This window comes from Streptomyces sp. NPDC050388 (assembly GCF_040655635.1).
Classification (GTDB): Bacteria; Actinomycetota; Actinomycetes; order Streptomycetales; family Streptomycetaceae; genus Streptomyces.
Genome location: NZ_JBFAKH010000054.1, coordinates 1 through 26,513, shown reverse-complemented (window position 1 = coordinate 26,513; position 26,513 = coordinate 1). Strand labels below are relative to the sequence as shown.

Sequence of the window (26,513 nt, the reverse complement as noted above, 5' to 3'; positions counted from 1 at the left end):
CACGCGGTGCGCGGGCCGCCACCGGCGTTGTGCGTGCGCACCACCGGAGGTCGCTCAACTTGGTCCGCAGCACACTCCGTTCCCCGCTTCCGCGACGAAAATACCCTGGTAGAACGGCGGTTGGGCCGGTTGGGGCGTGCGGACGGACGTCTTCCACCGTTTCTTACGCGTGAGTAACGTCACGGAGATGACCGGACAGACGACCCCCGTACCCGCTCCGTTCCGGTACCGCCCGGGACCCCGACGGCAGGCGCTCGCCGCGCTGCTGGACGGACTGGGCACCGACGGCGGTGCCCATGTGGTGACCGGTGAACCCGGTGGCGGACGTACGGCCTTCCTGGAGTTCGCCGCACGCTCCTTCCGCGCCGGACCGGTGTGGCACGTCCGAGCCGATCCGGCCCGGACCCCGCGGCCGTACAGCGGTCTGCGCACCCTGCTGCGTGCCGCCGGCCGCACCGTGCGCCTGTCCGACGACGGTACGGCGGACAAGGTGTTCCTGGACGTCCTGCGCGAGGCGTCGGCCCGTTCGGCCCTGCTGGTGTGCGTGGACGACGCACACCTGTGGGACCCCGCCTCGCGCGCCGTGCTGGGCCGGGCGGCGGCACGCGTGCACACGGCGGACGGCGCCCACCGGGTCGGGCTGCTCCTCACCGTACCGGGACACCGGCCCGTGGCCCCGGAGTTGGCCGGACTGCCGGTGCTGGACCTGGCCCCGCTCACGCCCGGGGACGCGGCGGGACTCCTGCACGACCTGACGGACGGTACCGTCGACCCCGCCGTCCGCGACGAACTGGTGACCGAGGCGCAGGGCAGTCCCGCACTGCTGGTGGCCCTGACCCACCGCCTCTCGCCCGCCCAACTCCGCGGCCGGCGCGCGCTGCCCCGCCCACCGGTCGACGCCGGGACACTGGCCGCCGTCGCCGGCGGGTGCCTGACCGGTGTGCGGCCCGACCACGCCGACCTGCTGCTGTCGGTCGCGGCGGCGACACGTGTCACGGGCGAGCCGGACGTCGAGGCGTCGCTCGTGCTGCGGGCGGCGGCCGTACTCGAGAGGCGGGGGGAGGTGCCGGGCGCGGGAGTGACCACCGCCTGCTCCGTACCGGTGCCACATGCCGAACCACCTTTTGACGGAGAGGAGTTGCCCGACCTGCTCGTGTTCTTCGAGGGCCGGATCCGGTTCCGCAGCGCGCTGCTCGGCAGGGCGGTGTACGCCGGTGCGCCGCCCGAACGCCGCCGCGCCGCGCACCGCGCACTGGCCGGGGTGCTCCCGGCACCGCACGGCGTGCCCGCCCTGCTGCACCGCTCGTGGACCGTCCCGGGCCCCGACGCCGGTCTCGCCGCGGAACTGGCCGCTGCCGCAGCCGACGTGACGTCCGGGCTGCCGCCCGGTCCGCGCCGTACGGCCCAGGTGCGTGCCGCCGAACTGACACCGGACGGCGCGGAGCGCGCACACCGGTACACGGCCGCCGCGGAACAGGCCCTGATCGCCGGGCATCCGCCCGAGGCCCTGCGGCTGCTCGACGCCGCCGTGACCTGTCCGGCGCCCGCCCCGGTGCGGGGCCGTGCCGAACTGCTCCGTGCCAGGGTGCTCCTGGCCGACGGCCCGGTGGACGACGCCCGCGAGTCCTTCCTGCTCGCCGCCTCCCTCCTCGCGGACCCGAGCCCCGCGGAGTCCGGCGCGGCAGTCCTCGGCGCGGCGGACGCGGCGTGGGCCGCGGGCGACCCGGCGGCCTGCCTCCGTGCCCTCGCCCACGAGGCCCCGCCCGGAACCGGAGACGCGACAGCTCTGCCCCGGACCGAGAACCACGGCCCGGTCGCCCTGCTCCGCGACCACCGGGACGGTATGCGGGCGGTTCTGCAGGGGCGGTTCGACCTTGCCGCCGCCCCGTTGACCCGGGTGGTGGAGCGGGGCCGTCCCGCCACCGAGCCCGAGCGGCTGCTGCGTTCGGCCGCCGCGGCACTCATGCTCGGCGACGTGACCGCCGCCCGCCGGGCCGGGGCGCGGGCGCTGGCCGCGGCACGCACCCTGAGGGCCGCAGCCCTCGAACCGAGGGCCCTGGAATACCTGGCCTACGCCGAACTGCGCGCCGGCCGCCACCAACTCGCCCGGACCCACGCGGAAGAGGGGCTGCGCGCCGCACGCCGGACCGGGCAGCGGAACACGGCCGCCCACCACCACGCGGTGCTGGCCCTCGCCGCGTCGATCGAGGGGGCTCAGGAACGCGTCGCCGAGCACACGGCGACCGCGCTCGCCACGGCCCGGCGGCACGGACTGGCGCAGGCCGCCATGCTCGCCCAGTGGGCGGCGGCCCGCGCCGACCTGGGTGCGGGCCGCCCCCGCGAGGCCGCCGACCGGCTCGGCCCCCTGGTGCGCCCCGGTGCGCGGCGCGGGCACTTCGCGGTGTGGATGCTCGCCGTCCCCTGCTTCGTGGAGGCCGCCGCACTGGCCGGGCAGCCCGAGCGCGCCCGCACGGTGGTCGAGGACTTCGCGTTGTGGGCCGGGTGCGGCGCCGACCCGCAGGCTCCCGCCCAACTCCTGCGCTGCCGCGCCCTGCTGGCCGCACCGGAGGCGGCCGACGAGCTGTACCTGCGGGCCCTGGACCGGCACGACGAGACGTCCGGCGACTTCGAACGGGCCCGCACCGAGCTGCTGCACGGCAAGTGGCTGCGCCGTAGGCGCCGGCTGCGTGAGGCACGGGTGCGGCTCGGAGAGGCGCTGGTGGACTTCGAGCGCTGCGGCGCGTACCCGTGGGCGCGCCAGGCGGGCGCGGAACTGCGCGCGGGCGGCGCGGCGCCGGGCGGGGCCGGCAGCGGCGAGCCGCCCCGGCACGATGGGCGGGCCCTGTCCCGGCTGACCCCGCAGCAACTGCGGATCGCACGGTGTGTCGCCGAGGGCGCCACCAACCGGGAAGTGGCCCTGAGCCTGTCCGTCAGCACCCGCACCGTCGACTACCACCTGCGCAACGTCTTCGCGACGCTCGGCGTCCGCTCCCGGGTCGAGCTCGTCCGGCTGGTCGAACAGGCGGAAAAGGCCGGTGCACACCCCTAGGGACCGACCGGACGGTATGCGATCCTTCGGGGCAGGACGAGTCAGGTGGCGGCCGCCCACGGGCTCCGCGGCCGGCCGGTGGCCGGTGCGCGGACCGCCACGCGGGCGCCGCCGGGAAGCCGACCCTGGGGGAGATGCGCGATGCGACACGCTGTACGGCCACGTGGCCTGCCCCGCCCCGGACCCGTGCCCGCACCGCGGCCACGGACCCCGCGTGTGCGGTCACTGATCGACGCCGACGCGCTCCGCGTGCTGCACCGCGCCGCCCGGGTCCTGCTGGACGACCTGCCCCGGCTCACCGACCAACTGGTCGCCGTGCTCCAGGACCAGGAACCCGCCTACCGATCGGCGATCGAGCACGATGCCGCCGAGATCTGGCAGGAGGTGCACCGCTCACTGCGGCACAGCGTCTCCTCCCTGCTGGACCCGCGCGGCGCCCGCGACGCCGCGCGCCGCTGTTCCTGGAAGATCGGCGTCACGCGCGCCGAGCAGGGGCTGCCGCTGGACGCCGTGCTGCACGCCTTCCGCCTCGGCGGCTCCCTGGTGTGGCAGGGCCTGGTCGACGAGACCTCCCGGGTGGCCCCCGAGGACGTACGGCTGCTGGTGCACGTGGCGTCGGACGTGTGGCACTTCGTCGACGAGCACTGCACCGTCGTGGCGGACGCCTACCGGCAGACCGAGCGGCAGCTGGCCTGGCGGCGGGAGAACAGGGTGCGGCTGCTGACCGCGGCGCTGCTGGACGGAACCAGCAGGATCGCCGACCTGCCCGAGGCCGCGCTCGCGTTGGAACTGCCGGAGCAGGGCCGGTACGTGGTCGTCGCGGTCGGCGGTGGCGGACTCGCCGCCTGTCCCGGTGCCCAAGCGGTCCTCGCTCCGGGTGTGCGCGTGCACTGGCACACGGGTGTGGACGCGGAGCACGGCATCGTACGGGTCGACGACGACGCGGAGCCGGTGGTGGCGGACGAGCAGCCGCCGGGCGTACGGGTGGGGGTCAGCAGCGCCGTCGAAGGGCTCGCGGCGGTGGGGGAGGCGCGCAGGCTGGCGGACACCGCGCTGAGCCTGTGCCCGGAGACCGGCGGCACGGTCCGGCTGACGGAACACCTGCCGGCGGCGCTGGTGGTGTCGTCCCCCGACCTCGGCACCGCGCTGGCCGACCGGCTGTTCGGTCCGCTGGCGCACCTCGAGCCCGCCGACGCGGAGATCCTGCTGGACACCCTGGCCACCTGGCTGGCCTGCGACGGCTCGGCCCAGCGGGCGAGCAGACGGCTGTACTGCCACCGCAACACCGTCCTCAACCGCCTGCGCCGCTACGAACAACTGACGGGGCGCTCCCTGTCCCGCCCCTTCGACCTGGTCGAGGTCACCCTCGCCCTGACCGCCCGCAGACTCCTCCCGCGCTGACCGCTCACCGGACCTGCGGGACGTCCTTGACGAACACCACCCCGTCGATCCCGGTCAGGTGGGCCGGGTCGAGCGGCATGTAGCCGAACCAGGGGGACTCCCGGGGGGCGGGCGGCCGGTCGCCGAGGAGACCCGCCAGCCGGATGCCGTCGACGAGGCGGCGGTCCTCCGGAAGCGCGTACAGGAGTCCTTCGAGGCTGTCCGCCGGCGGGGCGTCCACTCCCCGGTGGCGGATCGTGCCCAGGGCCGTGGCCAGGAAGGCGTACTCCTCGCCCAGCCGGGCGCTCACCAGCGCACCGGCGCTCCACCACTCCAGCAGCGGCTGGTCCCACATGCGCATCGTGCTCTTGTCCCGCTGGAGATGGGCGTTGTGCGCGAAGACCAGGGTCGGGCCCCGCTCGGCGAGGGCGAGGAGGTTGTCGGCCATCATCCGGTCCCGCTGGCCCAGCAGCCGTGTCATGCGGCCCGGTGAGGTGTCGGCCAGCCAGTGGTGGTAGCGCAGCAGGCCGGTGGCGGTGCGCCCGTACAGGCGCGCCCTCTCCCAGTCGTCCCGCGAGGTCGCCGAGATCAGGTGCGGCGTCTCGGCCTCGAGCAGCGCCACCAGGTCGTCGGCGAGCAACAGCAGCTCCCCGGCCTCGGCCGACCGCCCCACGGACCGGGCCGGGTCCGTCATGACGGCGGGATGGGTCCACCGGTCGTCGGCGCCGAGCAGACGGTCCAGGGTCTTCGCGGTGCAGGGGAGCAGGTCCGGGGCGAGTCGGGTGGCGAGGAAGCCGTGGAGTGCGGTGAGGGCCTGCCGGGGGCTCGCGGCGCCGGTGATCTCCAGCGGGCCGTCGAAACCGGCGAAGCGGAGCCGCTGGGACGCGGGCCGGCCGTCGTTGTACTCCCGCATCCAGCGCACGAGTTCGCGGTTGGCCGCGGACGCGCCGAACCCGTGGCTGAATCCGCGCTCCATGACCTCGTCGAGGGTGCCCGTGCCCGAGGTGACGTACTCGTCCACGACCAGGCCCATCAGACAGTCGCTCTCGATCGCCACGGTCCGGTAGCCCTCCCGCTCGACGAGCTGCCGGAAGACGTCGTTGCGCAGGTCGAGCAGCGTGTCCTCGCCGTGGGTGGGCTCGCCGAGGGCGAGCACCCGCGGCCGGGCCCCGAGCAGCTCCGTGACGGCGGCGGCCGTCACGGCACGGGTGATGTCCTTGATGCCGGTAGTCATGCCCTCAACGCTATCGTTGAACTCACGGTGGAGACTTTCCCGCGATATCATCGGGACCGTGGGACGAAACCTTCAAAACGAGGAACGGCTCAGGCCGATCGACCTGGCACGCGGGCACGGTCTGTCCACGCAGGCCGTCCGGAACTACGAGGAGGCCGGCATCCTCCCGCCCGCCGACCGCACCCCCCACGGCTACCGCACCTACACCCCGCTGCACGCGCGTGCCCTGCGCGCCTTCCTCGCCCTGGTGCCCGGCCACGGCCACGCGGTGGCGACGTCGATCATGCGGGCCGTGAACCGGGGCGCGGTCGACGAGGCCCTGCAGACCGTCGACGAGAGCCACGCCCAACTGCTCGACGACCGGCGGACCCTGCAGACGGTGGAGCGAGCCCTCGGCGACCTGGCCTCCACCGCGGCGCCCGGACCCGGCACGGCGGTGTCCGGGACCGGCGGACGGTTCATCGGGCCGCTGGCGGGAGAGCTCGGCATCCGGCCCGCGACACTGCGCAAGTGGGAGCGCGCCGGGCTGGTGAGCCCGCGCCGCGACCCGGTGACCGGCTACCGCGTCTATGAGGAGGCTGACGTACGGGACGCCCGGCTGACCCACCAACTCAGGCGGGGCGGTTACCTGTTGGAGCAGATCGCCCCGCTCGTCGCGCAGGTGCGGTCGGCAGGCGGGCCGGAGCCGCTGGGGGCGACACTGCGCGACTGGCACGGCCGGCTGTCCGCCCGCGGGCGGGCCATGCTGACCGGGGCGGCCGAACTGGAGGCCTACCTCCGCGCCCGCGGCTGAACCCGGTCCTGGGCAGCCGCACAACCCGTGGCAGCCCTCGTTGGGACGGCGCAGCGAGCGGGGCCCGGAGCCTGTACCGGTCGTTCGCGCCCGTGGTGTCGTGAGCTCCCCTGCCGTCCAAGCCGTTGCCGCCGTGCGGCACGGCCCCGAGGAGCCGTGATGCCCCAAGCACCACCGGACGACCGGCCCGCGCTGTGCGTCGAGAACGTCGACGTGACGTACGGGCGAGCCCTGTCCGCCCTCCGCTCCGTCTCCCTGACCGTGCCGCACGGCGGCGTCGTCACCCTGCTCGGCGCCAACGGCGCGGGCAAGACGACCCTGCTGCGCGCCGTCTCCGGCACACTGCGCCTGCACCGTGGCGCGATCACGGCCGGTCGCATCCGCTACGGCGACACCGTGCTCGACGGCAGGGACCCGGTGACGGCGGTACGCGCCGGAGTCGTCCAAGTCCCCGAGGGGCGGCGGGTGTTCGCCGGACTCACGGTCGACGAGAACCTCCGCAGCGGCGGTCTGGGACTCGGTCGGCGCGGCCGGGACCAGGTCCACGAGGCGCGGGAGCGCGTGTTCGCGCTCTTCCCCCGGCTCGCCGAACGCACCCACCAGGCCGCGGGCCTGCTGTCCGGGGGCGAGCAGCAGATGCTCGCCATCGGCCGCGCCCTGATGGCCGCCCCCCGACTGCTGCTCCTCGACGAGCCCTCCCTCGGCCTCGCGCCGCAGATGGTGCAGCGGATCGCCGAGGTGATCCGCGAGATCAACACCCAGGGCACCGCCGTGCTCCTGGTCGAGCAGAACGCGGGCATGGCACTCTCCCTCGCCGATCACGCCCATGTCCTCGAGGTCGGCGAGACCCGCCTGTCCGGCCCCGCCGACGAACTCGCCCGCACCGACGCCGTACGCCGCCTCTATCTGGGCGAGGCCGCCGAGGACCAGGGGGCCGCGTGAACGACCGCACCACCACGGCACCGCCCGCGCCCCCCGTGCTCGACGTACGGGGCGTCACCGTGCGCTTCGCCGGACTCACCGCGCTCGACGACGTCTCCTTCACCGTCGCCCCGGGCTCGGTGCACGCGCTCATCGGCCCCAACGGCGCCGGCAAGTCGACCTGCTTCAACGTACTGTCCGGGCTGTGCCGTCCGGCCGCCGGCACGGTGACACTCGGCGACACCGAGCTGACCCGGCTCGCCCCGCACCGCATCGCCGCGCTCGGGGTGGCCCGCACCTTCCAGAACATCGTCACCACCCACGGCACGGTCGCCGACAACCTGATGCTCGGCCGCCACGCCCTGTCCCGGTCCGGCTTCGCCGCCGGTGCGCTGCGTCTGCCACGAGCCGTGCGGGAACAGCGCGAGCACCTCGCCCGGGCCCGCGAGATCGCCGAACTGACCGGTCTCGGCGCCCACTTCGACAGCCCCGTGGCGCTGCTGCCGTACGGCGACCGCAAGCGCGTGGAACTCGCCCGCGCCCTCTGCCTGGAACCACGCGTGCTGCTGCTCGACGAACCGGTGGCGGGCATGAACTCCGCCGAACGCACCCGCACGGTCGAGGTCGTGGGCGAACTGCGCTCCGAACTCGGCCTGTCCGTCCTCCTGGTGGAGCACGACATGGGACTGGTCATGCGCCTCGCCGACGACGTCACCGTGCTCGACTTCGGCCGTCCCATCGCCCACGGCACCCCCGACGAGGTCCGCCAGGACCCCGAGGTGCTGCGCGCCTACCTCGGCACCGACACACAGGGGAAGGACGCGGCATGACCGGCTTCCTGGACAACGTCCTCGGCGGCATCGCGCTCGGCGCGGTCTACGCGCTGGTCGCCCTCGGCTTCGTCGTCATCTTCAAGGCGTCCGGCGTCCTCAACTTCGCCCACGGCTCCCTGCTCCTGTTCGGCGGGTACCTCACCGCCGTCCTGCACGACGACCTCGGCTTCGCCGGCGCGCTGGCGCTGGCGATCCTCACCACCGCGGCCCTCGCGGGCGCGCTCGACCGGTTCCTGCTGCAACGCGGCGGACAGGACGCGCACTCCGCCCATGTGCAGACCATCGTCACCATCGGCGTCGACATCGTCCTGCTGACCGACCTGGCCCGGCGCATCGGCGGTGACCTGCTGTCCCTGGGAGACCCGTGGGGCGACGCGGTGACCGAACTGGGGCCGGTGACCGTCGCCGACAGCCGGCTCGCGGCGATCGTGGTGTCCGCGGTGGTCATCGGCGCCGTGTTCGCGCTCTTCCGGTTCACCTCGTGGGGGCTGTCCCTGCGGGCGGCGACGGAGGACCTGGAGGCCGCAGCCCTGATGGGCGTACGGCTCAGCCGGGTGCGGGCAGGCGCCTGGTGCCTGGCGGGCGCGCTCGCCGCGCTGGCCGCGGTGTTCCTCGCCGCGTTCCCGGCGCCGGGCCTGGAGCGCACCACCGGCCAGATCGCCCTCAACGCGTTCCCGGCCGCGATCCTCGGCGGGCTGGCCTCCCCGACCGGAGCCCTGGCGGGCAGCCTGCTCATCGGCCTGACCGAGGCGCTGGTCGTCGGCCACCAGTCCGACCTGCACGTCCTCGGTGAGGGCTTCGGCGACGTCGCCCCGTACGCCGTGATGCTGCTGGTGCTCCTGGTACGGCCCGCCGGGCTGTTCGGTGCGAAGGGAGCGGCCCGTGTCTGACCGTCTCCTCGGTGCCCTGACCCACCGCCCGGTCCGCATCCTGCTCCTCGCCGCCGTCCTGTGCCTCCCGCCGTTCTACCTGGACGCCTTCTGGCTCCGCATCGGCCTGTTCTCCATGGCGGCGGCCATCGGCGCCGTCGGCCTCGCCCTGCTCACCGGAACGGCGGGTCAACTCTCCCTCGGCCACGCCTTCTTCCTCGCCGTCGGCGCCTACGGCTACGCCTATCTGGCGGGCGAGCCCGGACCGGGACTGCCCCCGGCCCTCGCCGCACTCCTCGCCGTGGCGCTCACCGGAGCGGCGGGCGGGCTGTTCAGCCCCGTCGCCGCCCGGGTGAAGGGCATCTACCTGGGCATCGCCACCCTCGCCCTGGTCTTCCTCGGCCACCACGTCCTGCTGACCGCCGACTCCGTCACCGGCGGATTCAACGGCCGCTCCGTGCCCCCGCTCACCCTCGGCGGCTTCACCTTCGCGGAGAGCGACCCCGAACTGACCGTGCTCGGGGTGCCGTTCGGCGCGGAGGAGCGGTTGTGGTTCCTGGGCCTGGCGCTGTTCGGGTTCACCTGGTTCACCGCCCGCGGCCTGCTGCGCGGCCGTTCCGGGCGGGCACTGGCCGCCCTGCGCGACAGCGAGACCGCGGCGGCGGTGATGGGCGTCGACGTCGCCCGCCACCGCTCGGCGGCCTTCGTGGTGTCGTCCATGTACGCGGGCCTGGCGGGAGTGCTCCTCGCACTCTCCTTTCGCCGGGTCGTCCCGGACTACTTCTCCCTGGTCCTCTCCGTCGACTACCTCGCCATGATCGTCATCGGCGGGCTCGGCTCCGTCGCCGGCGCCACCGCCGGCGCCGTGTTCGTCACCGCGCTCCCGCTGCTGATGACCCGCTACGCCGACCAGCTCCCGCTGGTGGCCGCCCCGGGATCGGGGGAGGGCTCCGTGGGTCCCACCGAGGCCGCCCGCTATCTCTACGGCGCCGCGATCGTCGTCGTCCTGCTGTACGCGCCCGACGGGCTGCACGGCCTGGCCCGCCGGGCCCGCGACCGCGTACGACGCAGCCGCCCCCGCGCCCCCGCCACGGGCCCAGCCGACCCAGCCGACTCAGTTTTCTCACCCCCGCAACCGGCCGCAGCCGCACGATCCAAGGAGCACACCCCGTGAACACCACGCATCACCGGCCCCGCGACCGGCGCCGCACCGCTCCCGCCGCGCTCGCCGGCGCCCTCGCCCTGCTGCTCGCGGCCACCGGATGCAGCTCCAAGGCGGACGACGGCAAAGGGGGCGGCGACGCCGCCGACGGCGTCCGCACCGGCCCCGGCGTCAGCGCCGAGACCATCAGACTGGGCGCCCTCACCGACCTGACCGGCCCCTACGCCACGCTCGGCAAGAGCATCGTGCAGGCCCAGCAGATGTGGGCCGACGAGACCAACGCCGACGGCGGCATCTGCGACCGCGAGGTGGAGATCGTCGTCAAGGACCACGGCTACGACGTGCAGAAGGCGGTCACCGCCTACGCCGACATCGCCCCGGACGTCGTCGCCCTGCCGCAGGTCATCGGCTCGCCGGTCGTCGCCGTCCTGCTCGACGACATCGAGCGCGACGAGATGCTCACCTTCCCGCAGGCCTGGGCGGCCTCCCTGCTCGGCAGGGAGGCCATCCAGGTCCTCGGCACCACCTACGACGTCGACATGATCGCCGCGGTCGACTTCCTCACCCGCACCAAGGGGCTGAAGAAGGGCGACACCATCGGCCACGTCTACTTCGAGGGCGACTACGGCGCCAACGCGCTGGAAGGTTCCACCTGGGCGGCGGAGCAGGCCGGGCTGAAGGTGGTCGGCCAGAAGATCCAGGCCACGGACACCGACCTGTCCGCGCAGGTCTCGGCCCTGCGCAAGGAGGGCGTGAAGGCCGTCCTGATCAGCGCGGGACCCGCCCAGACGGCCTCCCTCGTCGGCGTCGCCGCCTCCCGCGGCCTGCGCGTCCCCGTCGTCAGCAGCGCGCCGGGCTACGCGCCCCAGCTGATGGAGACCCCCGCCGCACCGGCGCTGGCGGCCATGCTGCACATCGTGAGCGCCGCGCCCGCCGTCAGCTCCGAACTGCCGGGCGTGCAGCGCATGGTGGCGTCGTACAAGAAGAAGTACCCGGACTCGCCGGTCGACTCCGGAGTGCTCTCCGGCTACAACGCCGCGCAGCTCATGGGCGCCGACCTGAAGGCGGCCTGCGAGGCGGGCGGCCTCAGCCGCGAGGACGTGGTCAAGGCGCACCGCTCCCAGAAGAACGCCGACACCGGCCTCGGCACCGCGCAGAACTTCTCCGAGGTCGACCGTCCGGCGAGCGTCGAGACGTATGTGCTCAAGCCCGACGCGAAGGCGGTCGGCAGCGTGGTGAACGCCGAGGAGGCGCACACGGCCCCGGGCGTCGAGAAGTACCTCTCCTCGCGTTAGGCGCGCCGAACACCCAAAGGGCCCCGGCGGTCCCGGAGAGGGAGGCGCCGGGGCCGCCGAGAACGACCCCGGCCGGGGTCGTTCTCGCGCGGAGACGAGCCGGTGCCCCGGCTCAGCCCATGGTGCCGAGACGGGCCTCGCGCCACAGGTCGACGCCGCCGTCGGTGGCGTACTTGTCGATCTCGGCCAGCTCCTCGTCGCTGAAGTCCAGGTTCTCCAGCGCGGCGACGTTCTGCTCCAGCTGCTCGGTGCGGGAAGCGCCGATGACCAGCGAGGTGACACGCCGGTCCCGCAGGGCCCAGGCCAGCGCCATCTGGGCGAGCGTCTGCCCGCGGCGGGCCGCGATGTCGTTGAGGGCACGCAGTCGGTGCAGCATGTCGTCCGTGAGCCATGAGGCGTCGAACGACTTGCCCTGCGTCGCCCGCGACCCCTCCGGCACACCGTCCAGATACCGCCCGGTCAGCAGGCCCTGCGCCAGCGCGGTGAACCCGATGATTCCGAAGCCCTCCTCCTGGGCCACGTCCAGCAGTCCCTCCGTCTCGATCCAGCGGTTCAGCATGCTGTACGACGGCTGGTGGATCAGCAGCGGAGTTCCCAGGTCCCGGAGGATGGCGACCGCCTGCCGGGTGCGCTCGGCGTCGTAGGAGGAGATGCCGACGTACAGGGCCTTGCCCTGGCGGACCGCGGTGTCGAGCGCGCCCATGGTCTCCTCGAGGGGAGTGGTGGCGTCGAGCCGGTGGGAGTAGAAGATGTCCACGTAGTCCAGGCCCATGCGCTTCAGCGACTGGTCCAGGGAGGCGAGCAGGTACTTGCGCGAGCCGCCGCCCTGGCCGTAGGGGCCCGGCCACATGTCCCAGCCGGCCTTGGTGGAGATCACCAGCTCGTCCCGGTACGGGGCCAGGTCCTGCTTCATCAGCCGGCCGAAGTTGATCTCCGCGGCCCCGTAGGGCGGACCGTAGTTGTTCGCCAGGTCGTGGTGGGTGATGCCGAGGTCGAAGGCGCGCAGGGCGATCTCACGCTGGGTCTCGAAGGCCCGGTCGTCGCCGAAGTTGTGCCAGTAGCCCAGGGACAGCAGGGGGAGGTCGAGTCCCGAACGCCCGGTGCGCCGGTAGCGCATGGTGCCGTCGTAGCGCTCGGGATTGATGACGTGGTTCATCTGGTGTTCTCCGGGTGCGATGCAGGGATGTTCCGTGGGACGTGGGAGCCCCGTCCACACTGCCCCCGCGTGATCCGGAAGTCCAACCGATCCTTCGCACAGGACTCAGCGACACGGCTTCTGAATCCTGGGGGACCGTTGTCGGACGGGCGAGGGCCGATTGACGGATTGCCGCCCTCGCACGGCGGGCAGGGGGGACCTGAGTGTCATGAGCACGACTACCCTTCCCCCGCGAGGAGGTCGACCATGCGCATCCGTACGCTGACCGGAAGCCTGGCCACGGTTCTGGTGATGTCCTTCCCCCTGTTGTCGAGCGGCCAGGCCGTGGCCGCCCCGCCCGGTGTGCCCGAGCAGTCCCTGGCCGCCCGCGTGCTCACCTACGACGCGAGCGGCTCCGCGGAGTTCAGGTCCGCCGTCGACCGCGGCGCGGCGGTCTGGAACGAGAGCGTCGACGCCGTGGAACTCCGCCCGGCCGCGTCCGGGCAGCGCGCCGACATCCGGGTCCTGGCGGACAACGGCTGGCCCCGCGCCCTGCCCACCGGTCTGGGCAGCGGCACCGTCTACATCGGCCGCCAGGCCGTGGACCAGGGGTACGACACGATCCGCATCTCGGCCCACGAGCTCGGGCACGTCCTGGGCCTGCCGGACCGCAAGCCGGGCCCCTGCTCCAGCCTGATGTCCGGCTCCAGCGCGGGAACCGCGTGCACCAACCGTTACCCGAACGCGGCGGAGAAGGCGGAGGTCGAGAAGAACTTCGCGGGCGCCCGCTCCGGCACGGGCGAGGCGGAAGGGTCGGGCTCGGCGGGGCAGCCGGGTGCGACGCCACGGGCCGTGCTGATCAGGGACTGACCGGCGGCGCCACCACACCCACCGGACCACCTTCCGCGCTGCTCGCCCGCCCGATGTGACTGCCCGAGGCGAGTGTGGTTATGATTGACGCACGTCAAGGCGCCGGAACTCCCGGTTCCAGGCCGTGCGTTGGTGGTCCAAGGAAAGACGCCCCGCTTCCTGCGGGGAGATGCAGGTGCAAGGCCTGCCCAGCGCTCCACCACAAGCCCGGTTCCCGAACGATGTGTTCGGGAACCGGGCTTGCTTCGTCGGTGCCATGCGCCTTCGGGAGTCGGTCAGGTCGTGTGCAGGGTCAGGCCGTAGCGGTTCAGGATCTCGTTGATCGGCTGGAACCAGGTCTCGCCCCCGCCGGAACAGTTGCCCCAGCCGCCGGAGGTGACGCCCTGTGCCTGGTCACCGCTGATGAACGAGCCGCCCGAGTCGCCGGGTTCGGCGCAGACGCTCGTCTTCGTCATCTGATGCACCGAGCCCTGGCTGTAGTTGACGGTCTCGTTCTTGGCCAGGACCCTGCCGCAGTGCCAGTGGGTCGTCGAGCCGGAGCGGCAGATCGAGGCGCCGACGGGAGCCTCGTTCGAGCCGCGCACCAGCTGGTCGGAGACCGTACCCCAACCGAGCACCACCGGAACCGTCCACCAGCCGCTGCCCACGTTGACCCACGCGTAGTCGTCGCCCGGGAACGAGGAACCCTGGAAGTTGCCGATGTACGAGCCGTCCCAGCCCCGCACCTGACCGCCCACGCCACCGCAGTGCCCGGCGGTCACGAAGCCGCCGTGCACCGAGAAGCCGATGGAGCAGCGGACGTTGCCCGTGTAGTAGGGGTCGCCGCCCACCGTACCCGCGGCGAAGGTCTCCGCGGCGGCCTCCACGGTGCGCACGGTGACCGGTCCGGCCTCGCGGACCTCGGAGAGGAACCGGCGGACATCGTTGTCGGCCCGTTCGCCCTCGACGACGTTCACCACCACCGTGTTGGCGGTCGGGTCGACGGACCAACTGCTCACGCCCGAAGGCGCGTCGAGGCGGTCCAGCCGGGACTTGACCGCGTCGAGTTGCCGTGCGCTGTGCTCGACGACGCGGACGGCCGCGCCGGAGGAGCGGAGGTCACGGACCGTCGACGCGTCCGCGTCCGACGTGACCGCGACGGTCAGTTTCCCGCTCTTCGCGTCGAACCAGGCGCCGCCGTAGGCGGATCCGGCGGTCTCGGCGGCCTCGGGTTCGAGTTCGGTGGCCTGGCTTTCGGCGGCCAGCCGCGCCTCGGCCTGGGCGGGGGACAGGCCGAAGTCCCGCTGCATCGCTTGCACCAGGGCCTCGGATGCCGGCGCGGAACCGGCCCGGGCGGCGGATTCGGCGGAGTCGGGAGTGTCACTCGCCGAGGCGGGCAGGGTGCCGGCCGCGGTCCAGCTGCCGAGCATCAGCAGGGCGGCCACGCAGGCATGCGTGAATCGGGTGCGTCTCATGGGAAGTTGCCCTTCGTCGTTCCAGCAAGGTGGGGGTGGAACAACCGCATCTGAGAGCGCTCTCATCAGAGTTGGGCAGAGCTTAGCGGGCCCTGAGTATCAGGTCCATGCCAATGTGGGAAATCCGGTCGGCTCCGAGCGGGCGACGAAGCCGGGCGACGGCGACGCGGCCCGTGCCGTCGCCCGGAACCTGGTGGTCTTCCCCGCCCGGCCGGGCGGGCAGCCCCAGTTCAGTGTCCGCGCCCGGAGCGGCCGGCCCGGCACCCCGGCGCTGCGCACGGTGCTGGACCTCGTCACCGAGAATCCGACGGCCGAGCACACCCTCGACTCCCTGGCCCGCCAGGTCGGGCTCAGCCCCGGGCACCTCACCCGGTTCTTCCGGGCGGAGACCGACACCTCGCCCGCGCGGTTCGTGGAACAGGTGCGCCTGGAAGCGGCCTGCACCTCGCTGGTGACCGGGACCGACCCACTGGACGCCGTCGCCCGGCACGCCGGATTCGGCAGCCCGGAAACCATGCGCCGGGTCTTCCAGCGCGAACTCGGCGTCACCCCTGGCGCCTACCGCACCCGCTTCAGCACCACCGCGGGCTCGGCACACCGGCACATACCGAACGCTGAGCCGCAGATCCTCCCGGGGGCGCCCGTCGGCGTCCGACGGCGTCCGACGACGCGACCGGTGATGCGGCAGTGGAGCACTGCGGCCGGGGCGCGCAGAGTGCGCCCCGTTGCGGTGCCGGGGGCTTGACGAGGCAGGACGCGCTCGGCGCTACTGGAAGGCGTTCCGGGCGGACGTTCCGGGGGGACGCCCGGCGCCGGCCCGGTACGCCGCCCCCGCCGGGATGCACGTCGGGAGGTGACGGGGTGCGGCCTCGATGGGCGGCGGCGATCGTTCTGCTGACGTCGATACTCCTCGCGCACCTGTGCTCGCCGGTGGTCGCCGACGTGGCGGACCGGCACACGGCGTCGGACCGGCACGCGATGACCCACCCCACGGCCGCCCCCGCCCCCACGGCAGCTCAGGACCCCGCACCCCAACGTGTCCGCGAGCCCTCGCCCGGTACGCAGGACGCCTGCCTCCACCGCCCCCTGGCACGCTCACCGAGGACCGCGGGCGCGACCGGAGCGGCACACCAGGCGGCGACGGACGGCCGGATGAACGCGGTTTTCTCCGAGCGAGGCGTCCTCGCCCCGTACCCGCCGGGTGCCCCACGCGGCGCGGAACCGGCGGGCCCGGCCCGCGGCGCCGCCGCATCACAGACTCTTCGCTGCTGAGCGACCGCAGTACCGCCCGAGGCCTGCACCGCGCGGCCCGCGTACTTTCCGGTGGCCGCTCGCGCGCCGCACGCCGATGCAACGCGGCAGGCCTCCGCGTGTCCCCGAAACCGTGACGACACAGGAGACCCTCATGTCCCGAAAGCGCGTTCTCGTTCTGCGACCGGACGAACTGGGCCCCACCGAGTACAAGACGTGGAGACATCTGCGCAGCGAATCCGGCGCACCGGAGAACCCGTTCCTCGACCCGGCGTTCACCGCGGCCGTCGGGCAGGGCAGGCCGGGAGCCAGGGTCGCCGTACTCGAGGAGGACGGCACACCCGTCGGCTTCTTTCCGTACGAGAGGGGGGCATGGGGACAGGGCAGGGCCATCGGCCTCGGCGTGTCGGACAGCCAGGGCGCCGTCCTGCGCCCCGGCATCCGGCTCGACCCCCGCCGCCTCCTGGCCGCCTGCGCCCTCTCCTCATGGGAGTTCGACAATCTGGAGGCCGGTCAGCACCTCTTCGTACCGCATGCCACCGAGGAACTCGCCAGCCCCGTCGTCGACATCGGAGAGGGATTCGAGTCCTACACCCGACGGCTGCGCGCGACCGCCCCCGGATTCCTCCGGCAGACCCTGGCCAAGGAGCGCAGGCTCGCCCGGCAGGTCGGCGAGGTGCGGTTCGTGTACGACGCGCACGACCCGGACGCGTTACGGGCGCTGATGCGCTGGAAGTCCGCCCAGTACCGGCGCACCGGTCGCCGGGACAGGTTCGCACAGCAGTGGATCACCGCTCTGGTGGAACGGCTCGCGGACGGCGACGAGCCCGAGTGCCGTGGACTGCTCTCCGTGCTGTACGCCGCCGGCCGCCCCGTGGCCGCCCACTTCGGGCTGCGCTCGCCCACCGTGCTCTCCTGGTGGTTCCCCGCCTACGACCGCGACTACGGCAAGTACTCCCCGGGGCTGGTGCTGCACCTGCGGATGCTGGAGGCGGCGGCGGCCGACGGGGTCCACCTGGTCGACCTGGGCAGCGGGCCGGCCCGTTACAAGGACTCGTTCAAGACCCGTGAACTGCCGGTCTACGAGGGCGCAGTGGTGCGTCCGGTGCCGGGCGGAGCCGTGTACCGGCTGAGCCGCGAACCGGCACGGGCCGCCCGCCGCTTCGTACGTGACCGCCCCCGGCTGGCCGACGCGGTCAGGCGCACGCTGGAGGAGTCGGGACGGCTGCGCGGCCGGTGAGGGCCCTCGCGTACGCCGAGGCCAGTATCCTGGGTCATTCCCGCTGTGGGACGCCCGCGGCGACCGGGCCCGGCACCGTGGGGCAGGTGAGACTCAGCCGCCCCGCACGCCGGGCCCTGCTCGTCGTCCACGTCGTCTCCTTCGCGAGTCGGCTCGTGCTCACCCTCGGGCTGCTCGCACCCGGTGTCACCGCGAGCACCCCGGGTCCGCGGCCGCCGCGGCCGTAGGCCGGCCCCTGCCGGATGGAGGCGATGCCCTCTTCGGACCGATCGTATCCCTGTCTGCCTGGTCCGTCCCTGTCCTCATGACGGTGATCCCGCTCCTCAAGCCCTGGGGCCCGGCCCGCCGGCGCCGCCGCCTGCGCGCCGAGGCCCGGCCCCGAAACCGGCCGCACCGGTGGGCGCCCTGGCACCGGGCGCCCGGAACCCCGTATGACGCGTCCGACACATTTCACCGAACGGGCGGTGAGCAGCCGCCCGGCCCGGCAGGGTGGCTCGGGGAGTGCGGCCGGGCATTTCGGGTAGTCGCGCGGTGTGATCGGTGAGTGAAGGCGGACCGAATGGAACCAGTTCCGGTGAACGAAGGAGGCGCGCCGCCGGGCACACCGCGACGGGTGGCGTACGCCCTGGACGGTGACGGCGCGTGGATAGCGAAGGCCCGGCAGCTGGCCGCCGCGTTCCTGACGCGGGCCCGGACGGAGGACGGGCTGCCCGTCTCGGCGCGTGCGGTGGAGATCACCCAGCTCGTGGTCAGCGAGCTGGTCACCAACGCCCGCAAGTACGCCCCCGGCCCCGTCCGGCTGGACCTGTGCATCACCGATGACGCCCTCGAGGTGATGGTCCGGGACGGCAGCGGCGTGCTGCCCGTGGCCAGGGTCGCGAACCCGGACCGGGTGGGACAGCACGGCCTGGAGATCGTGATGGCCGTCGCCCACGGACTGGAGGTGCAGCCGGAGCCGACCGGCAAACGCATCACGGCCCGCATCTCCCTCGTGGAGACGACCGGCCGCTGACGACCGGCCGCCTCCACGAGGGTGCCGCTCCTCTCAGGCGCCGACGTACGACGCGAGGTGCTCGCCGGTCAGGGTGGAGCGGGCGGCGACGAGGTCGGCGGGGGTGCCCTCGAAGACGATCCGGCCGCCGTCGTGCCCGGCGCCCGGCCCGAGGTCGATGATCCAGTCGGCGTGCGCCATGACCGCCTGGTGATGTTCGACGACCACGACCGACTTGCCGGAGTCGACGAGCCGGTCCAGCAGGCCGAGCAGTTGCTCGACGTCGGCGAGGTGCAGGCCGGTGGTCGGCTCGTCGAGGAGGTAGACGCCGCCCTTCTCCGCCATGTGGGTGGCCAGCTTGAGCCGCTGCCGCTCGCCACCGGAGAGCGTGGTCAGCGGCTGGCCGAGGGTGAGGTAGCCGAGCCCCACGTCGGCGAGCCGGCCGAGGATCCGGTGCGCCGCCGGCGTGCGCGCCTCACCGGCACCGAAGAACTCCTCGGCCCGCGCCACCGACATCGCGAGCACCTCGCTGATGTCGCGGCCACCGAGGTGGTACTCCAGCACCGACGCCTGGAACCGCTTGCCCTCGCAGTCCTCGCAGGTACTGGCGACCCCGGCCATCATCGCCAGGTCGGTGAAGACGACACCGGCGCCGTTGCAGGTGGGGCAGGCACCCTCCGAGTTGGCGCTGAACAGCGCCGGCTTGACGCCGTTGGCCTTCGCGAACGCCTTGCGGATCGGGTCGAGCAGCCCCGTGTACGTCGCCGGGTTGCTCCGCCGCGAGCCGCGGATCGGGCTCTGGTCGACCGAGACCACGCTCTCGCCGTCCTCCCCCTTCAGCCTGCACAGCGACCCCTGCACGAGCGAACTCTTGCCGGAGCCGGCGACGCCGGTCACGACGGTGAGCACCCCGAGCGGGACGTCGACGTCGACGCCGCGCAGGTTGTGCGTCGTCGCGCCGCGGATCTCCAGTGCCCCGGTGGGTTTGCGCACCGACTCCTTGAGGACGGCCCGGTCGTCCAGATGACGGCCGGTGACGGTGTCGCTGCCCCGCAGTCCCTCGACGGTGCCCTCGAAGCAGACGGTGCCGCCCGCCGTGCCGGCGCCGGGGCCGAGGTCGACGACATGGTCGGCGATCGCGATCGTCTCCGGCTTGTGCTCCACGACCAGCACCGTGTTGCCCTTGTCCCGCAGCCGCAGCAGCAGGTCGTTCATCCGCTGGATGTCATGGGGGTGCAGGCCGGTGGTGGGCTCGTCGAAGACATAGGTGATGTCGGTGAGCGGGGAGCCGAGATGGCGGACCATCTTCACGCGCTGCGCCTCGCCGCCCGACAGCGTGCCCGACGGCCGCTCCAGCGAGAGGTAGCCCAGCCCGATCTCCACGAACGAGTCGAGGCTGTCGCTCAGGGCGGTGAGCAGCGGGGCCACCGAGGGCTCGGACAGGCCGCGGACCCACTCGGCCAGGTCCCGGATCTCCATCGCACAGGCGTCCGCGATGGAGATGCCCTTGATCTTCGACGACCTGGCCCCCTCGCTGAGCCGGGTGCCGTCGCACTCGGGGCAGGTGGTGAAGGCGACGGCCCGCTCCACGAACGCCCGGATGTGCGGCTGCATCGACTCCTTGTCCTTCGACAGGAACGACTTCTGGATCTTGGGGATCAGTCCCTCGTAGGTGAGGTTGACTCCCTTGACCTTCACCTTGACCGGCTCCCGGTACAGGAAGTCCTGCCTCTCCTGCTGGGTGAACTCCCGGATCGGCTTGTCCGGGTCGACGAAGCCCGACGCGGCGTAGACACCGACGGTCCAGAAGCTGTCCGACTTCCAGCCCGGGATGGTGAACGCGCCCTCGGCCAGCGACTTGGAGTCGTCGTAGAGCTGGGTGAGGTCGATGTCGGAGACGGTGCCCCGGCCCTCGCAGCGCGTACACATGCCGCCGGTGCGCTGGTAGGTCGCCTTCACCGCCTTCTTGTCGCCGCGCTCGACGGTGATCGCCCCGCTCGCCCGGACGGAGGCGGTGTTGAAGGAGTACGCGCTGGGCGGGCCGATGTGCGGCGTGCCGAGCCGGCTGAAGAGGATGCGCAGCATCGCGTTGACGTCGGTGGCGGTGCCGACCGTGGAACGGGGGTCCGACCCCATCCGCTGCTGGTCGACGATGATCGCGGTGGTCAGACCATCGAGGACGTCGACCTCGGGCCGGGCCAGGGTCGGCATGAACCCCTGCACGAAGGCGCTGTAGGTCTCGTTGATCAGCCGCTGCGACTCCGCGGCGACCGTGTCGAACACCAGCGAACTCTTGCCCGAGCCGGAGACGCCGGTGAACACGGTCAGTCGGCGCTTGGGGATCTCGACGCTGACATCCTTGAGGTTGTTCACGCGCGCGCCGTGCACGCGGATCAGTTCGTGGCTGTCGGCACCCTGCGGCGCGGCCGGCCGTGCCTTCGTCCTCATGGCCATGCTGGTGGTGTCTTCCTCTCGTGGGTGATTCCCGGGTCGGGTGCGACCGCCGAGCCGGGGCCGGGCGGTGCCTGCGGTGACCGGGCGGCTCAACGCAGCTGCTGGATGCGGATCAGGTTGCCGGAAGGGTCGCGGAAGGCACAGTCACGAACGCCGTACGGCTGCTCGGTCGGCTCCTGGACCACCTCGGCGCTGTCGGCCGACTGCAGCCGCGCGAAGGTGGCGTCCAGGTCGTCGGTGGCCAGCAGGAGACCGGCGTACGTGCCCTTGGCCATCATTTCGGCGATGGTGCGGCGCTCGTCGTCGGTGACACCGGGGTCGGCGGCCGGCGGGGTCAGGACGATGGAGGTGCCGGGCCGGCCGACGGGACCGACCGTGATCCACCGCATTTTGCCGTGTCCGACGTCGCCCCGGACTTCGAAGCCGAGGGTGTCGCGGTAGAAGGCCAGGGAGGCGTCAGGGTCGTCGTGCGGGAGGAAACTCGCGTGAATGGTGATGTCCATGGCCGTCACGCTAGAGAGGAGCCGGGCGCGGGCGCTTCTCGATTCCTGACCGGTCTGGTCACCTGCTTCGCCACGCACGGCGGCAGCCCCGCCGTCATGCTCGCCGCGCGGCGCCGGTAGGCGCTGGGCGGCATGCCGACGAGCTCGGTGAAGCGCGTGCTGAACGTACCCAGTGACGAGCAGCCGACCGCGAAACAGACCTCGGTGACACCGAGGTCCCCGCGGCGCAGCAACGTCATCGCACGCTCGATGCGCCGCGTCATCAGATAGCTGTACGGCGACTCGCCGTACGCCGCCCGGAACTCCCGGCTCAGATGCCCGGCCGACATGTGCGCGCCACGGGCGAGCGCCTCGACGTCCAGCGGCTGTGCGTACTCCCGGTCGATCCGGTCGCGGACCCGGCGCAGCCGCGCGAGGTCGCGCAGACGCTGCGCCGAGGCCGGTGTGTCGGTCATATGTGAAATCGTACCCACGGCCGCCGCCCGACCTGGGCGGAATCCTCCGGGCCGGACGGTCACGGGCGGAACAACAGAACTCCCGGCATGGTTGAGACTGCTGTACGTACGGCTGCGACGGTGCGGGACCATGAGGATGAGACGGAACCGGCCGTCCAGGACGCGGGAGAAGGGCGAGAGCAGATGACGAGGACCGAGAAAACCGTGGGAACAGCGCTGCTGGCGGGCGGCTGTTTCTGGGGCATGGAGGAACTGATCCGCACGTTCCCGGGCGTCCTCAGCACGCGGGTGGGTTACAGCGGCGGTGACGTCCCCAACGCCACGTACCGCAACCACGGCACCCACGCCGAGTCGATCGAGATCACCTACGACCCCGCCGTCACGGACTACCGCACGATCCTGGAGTACTTCTTCCAGATCCACGACCCGAGCACGAAGAACCGGCAGGGCAACGACATCGGGCTGAGCTACCGCTCCGCCATCTTCTACCTCGACGACGAGCAGAAGCGCGTCGCCGAGGAGACGATCGCCGACGTCGACGCGTCGGGTCTGTGGCCGGGCCCGGTGGTGACCGAGGTCGCGCCGGCCGGCCCGTTCTGGGAGGCCGAGCCCGAGCACCAGGACTATCTGCAGCGGTACCCGGACGGCTACACCTGCCACTTCGTCCGCCCCGGCTGGCGTCTGCCGAAGCGCGCGGAGTCCTGAGCTTCTGAGTATCCGAACTCCACGGGCACCCGAGCTCCGTGGCACCTGGGGCCGCACCACAGGGGGCGCGCACGCGAGGCGGCGCGCCCCCTGTGCCGTCCGTCAGCCGAACTGACCGGGCTGGTAGTCGCCGGCGGGCTGCTGGTTGATGACGTTGATGCGGTTGTAGGTGTTGATGACGGCGATGAGGGAGATGAGGGCGACCAGCTGGTCCTCGTCGTAGTACTTGGTGGCGTTGGTCCAGGCCTCGTCGGTGACCCCGCCGGCGGCGTCGGCGATGCGGGTGCCCTGTTCGGCCAGTTCGAGGGCGGCGCGCTCGGCGTCGGTGAAGACGGTGGCCTCGCGCCAGGCGGCGACGAGGTGGAGGCGCTGGGCGGTCTCTCCGGCGTGGGCGGCGTCCTTGGTGTGCATGTCGGTGCAGAAGCCGCAGCCGTTGATCTGGCTGGCGCGGATCTTCACCAGTTCCTGCGTGGCGTGCGGCAGACCCGAGTCGGACACCGCCTTGCCCGCCGAGTTGATGTGCTTCAGCACCTTGGTCGCGAGCGCGTTGCCGAAGAGGTTGATACGGGCATCCATGGTGATCTCCTGGTTCGCGTGTGCGGTTACGTACTCCTGACGAGGCAGCCCGCCGAGATGTGACAGGTTCCCGGGATGTGACGTACGTCTCCCGACTGGAGACGGCCCGCGGGGTGCGGCGGGCCGGACCACGGCGGGCCCGCGGAGGCGTCGTCCACGGAGCGGCGAACGGGCGATAGCCTGACGGCATGCAGGACCACCCCTCCGCACCCGCCGAGAGCGGCACCGCCCTGCCGCGCGTTCAGGGCCGCGGCCAGGACTGACACCCCGGCCCGGTACGGGAACAGTGAGGGGACGGGAAGGCCGGACGGGGAGCGGAGCGTCGGTGAGCGAGCGTCAGGAACGCGACTGGACGGACATGACGCCGGGAGATTTCGACCGGGACGCCCCGCTGCGGCTGAACGTGGGCGCCGGACCCGTCGTGGTGCCGGCCGAGCCGGACGAGTACGGCACGGTGCCCCTGTTCGGCGAGGAGCCCCCGGCCCGACGCCCCGTCCCGCGCCGTCTTCCGCGCGGCGGCGCACCCGCCGAGCAGGAGCACCTGTTCTGACTTCGGTTCAGGCGCGCGCGTCCGGGGCGGGAATGCCGTACGGGGGACGAAAAGGGTGACCGGCCCGCGTCGAATGCCGCCGGGCCGCATCCTCCGTGCCTCGGTTTCCGGGAGCGGGGTACGCGGCCGGGGCGGCCGGTCCGGCGTGGTGGGAAAACACGAGGGGAAAGGGGAGCAAGCACGGGCGCTTCGGGGTGGAGGGTTCACCCCGTCGGAGCGTGCCTGCTGCGTGGGGCTCCTCGTCGTGAGACGTTGACGACCTGAGCCCCTTTTCCGGCGCTTTGCCAGCGATCGGATCGCCCGCAGCCGGCAACTGAGCATCCGGTCAGCCCATCCGTGGCCGCTAAGAAGCGGAGGAGTGTCACCCCATGAGCGAGGCCAACCCCGTCAAACGGGCCGCCCAGAAGATCACCGAAGGCCTGCAGGGCGACGGCGCGGGCCCGGAGGAGGGAATTCCCGGCAAGCCGGGCTCCGAGTCGCCGACCGTGGCCGAGCCGACCGAGCCCCGTGAGCCGCTGCCGCCCAAGCCGGACCAGAGCGGGCCGGCCACCGTGTCGCCCACCGGCCAGGCGACCGGAGACGACCAGGCCAGGGTGGCGCAGTCCGGGAGCCGGCTGACGAACGCGCAGGGCACCCGACTGTACGACACCGACCACTCGCTGAAGGCGGGCCCGCGCGGTCCCGTCCTGCTGCAGGACCACCATCTGCGCGAGAAGGTCATGCACTTCGACCACGAGCGCATCCCGGAGCGTGTGGTGCACGCCCGGGGCGCGGGCGCGCACGGGGTCTTCCGGAGCTACGGCACGGCGGCCTCGGTGACCAAGGCCGGGTTCCTCGCGGCGGACGTGGAGACGCCGGTGTTCACGCGGTTCTCCACGGTGGTCGGCTCGCGGGGGTCCTCGGACACGGTGCGGGACACCCGCGGTTTCGCGACGAAGTTCTACACCAGCGAGGGCGTCTTCGACCTGGTCGGCAACAACATCCCGGTCTTCTTCATCCAGGACGCCATCAAGTTCCCGGACGTCATCCATGCCGCGAAACCGCACCCCGATCGGGAGATTCCGCAGGCGCAGAGCGCGCACGACACCTTCTGGGACTTCGTCTCGCTGCACACCGAGGCGACCCACCACACCATCTTCTTCATGGGCGACCGCGGCATCCCACGCTCCTTCCGGATGATGGAGGGCTTCGGCGTGCACACCTTCCGGCTGGTGAACGCCGAGGGTGCCACGACGCTGGTGAAGTTCCACTGGAAGCCCAAACTGGGGGTGCACTCCCTGGTGTGGGACGAGGCGCAGATGATCAACGGCATCGACCCGGACTTCCACCGCCGGGATCTCGCCGACGCCATCGAGGCCGGTGCCCACCCGCAGTGGGAGCTGGGCATCCAGACGTTCCCCGACACCCCGGACCAGACCTTCGAGGGCATCGACCTGCTGGACTCCACGAACATCGTCCCCGAGGAACTCGCCCCCGTGCAGCCGATCGGGCTCCTCACGCTCAACCGCAACCCCTCGAACTTCTTCGCCGAGACGGAGCAGGTCGCCTTCCACGTCGGTCACCTGGTCCCCGGCATCGACATCACCGACGACCCGCTGCTCGCCGGACGTCTTTTCTCCTACCTCGACACCCAGATCACCCGGCTCGGCGGCCCCAACTTCCCGCAGCTGCCCGTCAACCGTCCCCACGCCCCGGTCAACGACATGCTCCGGGACGGCATGCATCAGACCGCCGTGCACCGGGGCGTGGCCCCCTACCGGCCCAACTCCCTCGACGGCGGCTGCCCGTTCACCGCGGGAGCGGACACCGGGGCGTTCGTCGAAACTCCCGTACGGGTCCCCGAGGCGACGAAGGTGCGAGACGCCCCGGAATCGTTCGCCGACCACTTCAGCCAGCCCCGGCGCTTCTGGCTGAGCATGAGTCCGGTGGAGCGGGAGCACATCATCGGCGCCTACACCTTCGAACTCGGCAAGTGCTACGAGCAGGCCGTCAAGGAACGCACCCTGCAGGTCCTGGCCAACATCGATCCGGAGCTGTGCTCCCAGGTCGCCGAGGGCCTCGGCCTGCCCGCGCCGGAGCCCACCGTTCCGCTCGCCGACGTCGCACCGAGCCCGGCGCTGTCCCAGGTCGGGCGGACCTGGCCCACGGACGGACGCGTCATCGGGATCCTCACGAGCCCGGACGGCGACATCGAGGGGGTCCGTTCCGTGCGCGAGGCGGTGCTCGAGGCCGGCATGGTTCCCCTCGTCGTCGCGCCGACCGGCGGCACACTCGGCACGGGCGGGAACACACTGACGGTACAGCGCAGCTATGTCACCGCCCGTTCCGTCGAGTTCGACGCCGTACTGCTGGCCGGCGCGCCCGCCGTGGGCGACGACGCGAACTGCGCCCGTGATGCCAAGGGCCTCTCCGCCGCCGCGCAGCGGACGGCGGCCGACCCGCGGGTCGGCCTGCTCCTGTCCGAGGCCTTCCGGCACGGCAAGGCGATCGGCGCGTGGGCGGGCGGCGAGACGGCCCTCGAGGCGGCAGGCGTACCCACCGACGCACCCGGGATCGTCGTCGCCGACTCCGGTTCCGCCGCACTCGAGCAGGTCAGGGAACTACTGGGCTCGCACCGGGTCTGGGAGCGTTTCGTCACCCAGGTCTGACACCTCCCCTCCCCGGGATTCCGGCGGCCGCGTCCTGCCCCGCGGGGCAGGACGCGGCCGCCGGCGCCGGCCGCGTCCTGCTGCCCGCGGGGGGTCGGTTCGTCGCCGGGCGGGCGGCCGGGGTTGTGAGCCCAAGGCCCTGACC

General features: G+C 72.7%; 23 protein-coding genes and 1 pseudogene. 17 read left to right on the top strand and 7 right to left on the bottom strand.

The genetic code is table 11. The features are described 5' to 3' along the window. Window positions 1-187 precede the first annotated feature (187 nt). Both AB0I73_RS27135 and AB0I73_RS27130 read left to right on the top strand, forming a co-directional pair. Window positions 188-3,049, top strand: a complete 2,862-nt coding sequence (locus AB0I73_RS27135) for a helix-turn-helix transcriptional regulator (RefSeq protein ID WP_363041539.1) — start codon at window positions 188-190, stop codon at window positions 3,047-3,049. A 141-nt stretch (window positions 3,050-3,190) separates the two neighbouring features. Beyond that, a complete protein-coding gene (locus AB0I73_RS27130) occupies window positions 3,191-4,450 on the top strand; it encodes a helix-turn-helix domain-containing protein (RefSeq protein WP_363041537.1) in 1,260 nt (419 codons plus the stop codon). 4 nt (window positions 4,451-4,454) lie between these two features. On the opposite strand, the gene AB0I73_RS27125 is transcribed toward AB0I73_RS27130, so the two are convergent. Beyond that, a complete protein-coding gene (locus AB0I73_RS27125) occupies window positions 4,455-5,663 on the bottom strand; it encodes an erythromycin esterase family protein (RefSeq protein WP_363041535.1) in 1,209 nt (402 codons plus the stop codon). A 58-nt stretch (window positions 5,664-5,721) separates the two neighbouring features. Between AB0I73_RS27125 and AB0I73_RS27120 the strand changes: the two genes are divergently transcribed. From AB0I73_RS27120 to AB0I73_RS27095, 6 genes are all read left to right on the top strand, one after another. After that, window positions 5,722-6,456 (top strand): TioE family transcriptional regulator, encoded by a 735-nt coding sequence (locus AB0I73_RS27120; protein WP_363041533.1) that lies wholly within the window; start codon window positions 5,722-5,724, stop codon window positions 6,454-6,456. Between the two features lie 159 nt (window positions 6,457-6,615). After that, complete coding sequence (locus AB0I73_RS27115; protein ID WP_363041531.1) at window positions 6,616-7,398, top strand: ABC transporter ATP-binding protein; 783 nt, start codon at window positions 6,616-6,618, stop codon at window positions 7,396-7,398. Further along, window positions 7,395-8,207, top strand: coding sequence for an ABC transporter ATP-binding protein (locus tag AB0I73_RS27110; protein WP_363041529.1), 813 nt, complete (start codon window positions 7,395-7,397; stop codon window positions 8,205-8,207). The genes AB0I73_RS27115 and AB0I73_RS27110 overlap by 4 nt, the downstream gene beginning before the upstream one ends. After that, window positions 8,204-9,100 (top strand): branched-chain amino acid ABC transporter permease, encoded by an 897-nt coding sequence (locus tag AB0I73_RS27105; RefSeq protein WP_363041527.1) that lies wholly within the window; start codon window positions 8,204-8,206, stop codon window positions 9,098-9,100. The genes AB0I73_RS27110 and AB0I73_RS27105 overlap by 4 nt, the downstream gene beginning before the upstream one ends. Beyond that, window positions 9,093-10,253, top strand: coding sequence for a branched-chain amino acid ABC transporter permease (locus AB0I73_RS27100; RefSeq protein WP_363041525.1), 1,161 nt, complete (start codon window positions 9,093-9,095; stop codon window positions 10,251-10,253). Before AB0I73_RS27105 ends, AB0I73_RS27100 begins: the two co-directional genes overlap by 8 nt. Further along, the gene (locus AB0I73_RS27095; protein ID WP_363041523.1) at window positions 10,250-11,536 is read left to right on the top strand and encodes an ABC transporter substrate-binding protein; all 1,287 of its coding nucleotides are present in this window, start codon (window positions 10,250-10,252) and stop codon (window positions 11,534-11,536) included. Before AB0I73_RS27100 ends, AB0I73_RS27095 begins: the two co-directional genes overlap by 4 nt. A gap of 112 nt (window positions 11,537-11,648) precedes the next feature. Here AB0I73_RS27095 and mgrA read toward each other — a convergent pair whose 3' ends face one another. After that, complete coding sequence (gene mgrA, locus AB0I73_RS27090; RefSeq protein WP_363041521.1) at window positions 11,649-12,692, bottom strand: L-glyceraldehyde 3-phosphate reductase; 1,044 nt, start codon at window positions 12,690-12,692, stop codon at window positions 11,649-11,651. A gap of 246 nt (window positions 12,693-12,938) precedes the next feature. Between mgrA and AB0I73_RS27085 the strand changes: the two genes are divergently transcribed. Continuing rightward, on the top strand, window positions 12,939-13,541 hold the full coding sequence (locus AB0I73_RS27085) for a snapalysin family zinc-dependent metalloprotease (protein WP_363041519.1): 603 nt from the start codon (window positions 12,939-12,941) through the stop codon (window positions 13,539-13,541). Window positions 13,542-13,816: 275 nt separating this feature from the next. Here AB0I73_RS27085 and AB0I73_RS27080 read toward each other — a convergent pair whose 3' ends face one another. Then, complete coding sequence (locus tag AB0I73_RS27080) at window positions 13,817-14,995, bottom strand: S1 family peptidase (protein WP_363041517.1); 1,179 nt, start codon at window positions 14,993-14,995, stop codon at window positions 13,817-13,819. Between the two features lie 115 nt (window positions 14,996-15,110). Here AB0I73_RS27080 and AB0I73_RS27075 point away from each other — a divergent pair, with 115 nt between their 5' ends. The 5 genes and pseudogenes from AB0I73_RS27075 to AB0I73_RS27055 all read left to right on the top strand — a co-directional run bounded on the left by AB0I73_RS27075 (window position 15,111) and on the right by AB0I73_RS27055 (window position 18,498). Further along, window positions 15,111-15,740 carry a helix-turn-helix domain-containing protein gene (locus tag AB0I73_RS27075; RefSeq protein ID WP_363041515.1) on the top strand — a complete coding sequence of 210 codons (630 nt, stop codon included), beginning with the start codon at window positions 15,111-15,113 and terminating at the stop codon, window positions 15,738-15,740. Between the two features lie 116 nt (window positions 15,741-15,856). Beyond that, on the top strand, window positions 15,857-16,267 hold the full coding sequence (locus AB0I73_RS27070) for a hypothetical protein (protein WP_363041513.1): 411 nt from the start codon (window positions 15,857-15,859) through the stop codon (window positions 16,265-16,267). Window positions 16,268-16,400: 133 nt separating this feature from the next. Continuing rightward, window positions 16,401-17,486 (top strand): GNAT family N-acetyltransferase, encoded by a 1,086-nt coding sequence (locus AB0I73_RS27065; protein WP_363041511.1) that lies wholly within the window; start codon window positions 16,401-16,403, stop codon window positions 17,484-17,486. Window positions 17,487-17,572: 86 nt separating this feature from the next. Next, a pseudogene (locus AB0I73_RS27060) lies at window positions 17,573-17,850 on the top strand (hypothetical protein); the annotation flags it as partial. Between the two features lie 195 nt (window positions 17,851-18,045). Then, a complete protein-coding gene (locus AB0I73_RS27055; RefSeq protein ID WP_363041509.1) occupies window positions 18,046-18,498 on the top strand; it encodes an ATP-binding protein in 453 nt (150 codons plus the stop codon). Between the two features lie 33 nt (window positions 18,499-18,531). Here the strand turns inward: AB0I73_RS27055 and AB0I73_RS27050 are convergent, their stop codons facing one another. From AB0I73_RS27050 to AB0I73_RS27040, 3 genes are all read right to left on the bottom strand, one after another. Continuing rightward, the gene (locus AB0I73_RS27050) at window positions 18,532-20,931 is read right to left on the bottom strand and encodes an excinuclease ABC subunit UvrA (RefSeq protein ID WP_363041507.1); all 2,400 of its coding nucleotides are present in this window, start codon (window positions 20,929-20,931) and stop codon (window positions 18,532-18,534) included. Between the two features lie 89 nt (window positions 20,932-21,020). Further along, window positions 21,021-21,434, bottom strand: a complete 414-nt coding sequence (locus AB0I73_RS27045) for a VOC family protein (RefSeq protein ID WP_363041505.1) — start codon at window positions 21,432-21,434, stop codon at window positions 21,021-21,023. Between the two features lie 5 nt (window positions 21,435-21,439). Continuing rightward, window positions 21,440-21,889, bottom strand: coding sequence for a helix-turn-helix transcriptional regulator (locus tag AB0I73_RS27040; RefSeq protein WP_363041503.1), 450 nt, complete (start codon window positions 21,887-21,889; stop codon window positions 21,440-21,442). 183 nt (window positions 21,890-22,072) lie between these two features. Here AB0I73_RS27040 and msrA point away from each other — a divergent pair, with 183 nt between their 5' ends. Beyond that, a complete protein-coding gene (gene msrA / locus AB0I73_RS27035) occupies window positions 22,073-22,594 on the top strand; it encodes a peptide-methionine (S)-S-oxide reductase MsrA (protein WP_363041501.1) in 522 nt (173 codons plus the stop codon). Between the two features lie 102 nt (window positions 22,595-22,696). Here the strand turns inward: msrA and AB0I73_RS27030 are convergent, their stop codons facing one another. After that, window positions 22,697-23,170, bottom strand: a complete 474-nt coding sequence (locus AB0I73_RS27030) for a carboxymuconolactone decarboxylase family protein (protein WP_109378571.1) — start codon at window positions 23,168-23,170, stop codon at window positions 22,697-22,699. 325 nt (window positions 23,171-23,495) lie between these two features. Here AB0I73_RS27030 and AB0I73_RS27025 point away from each other — a divergent pair, with 325 nt between their 5' ends. Together AB0I73_RS27025 and AB0I73_RS27020 are read left to right on the top strand one after the other, a co-directional pair. Continuing rightward, window positions 23,496-23,720: a hypothetical protein gene (locus AB0I73_RS27025; RefSeq protein WP_363041499.1), complete on the top strand. Its 225-nt coding sequence runs from the start codon at window positions 23,496-23,498 to the stop codon at window positions 23,718-23,720. 368 nt (window positions 23,721-24,088) lie between these two features. Then, entirely contained in the window at window positions 24,089-26,368 is a 2,280-nt protein-coding gene (locus AB0I73_RS27020) for a catalase (RefSeq protein ID WP_363041497.1), read from the top strand. The last annotated feature ends 145 nt before the right edge of the window (window positions 26,369-26,513 follow it).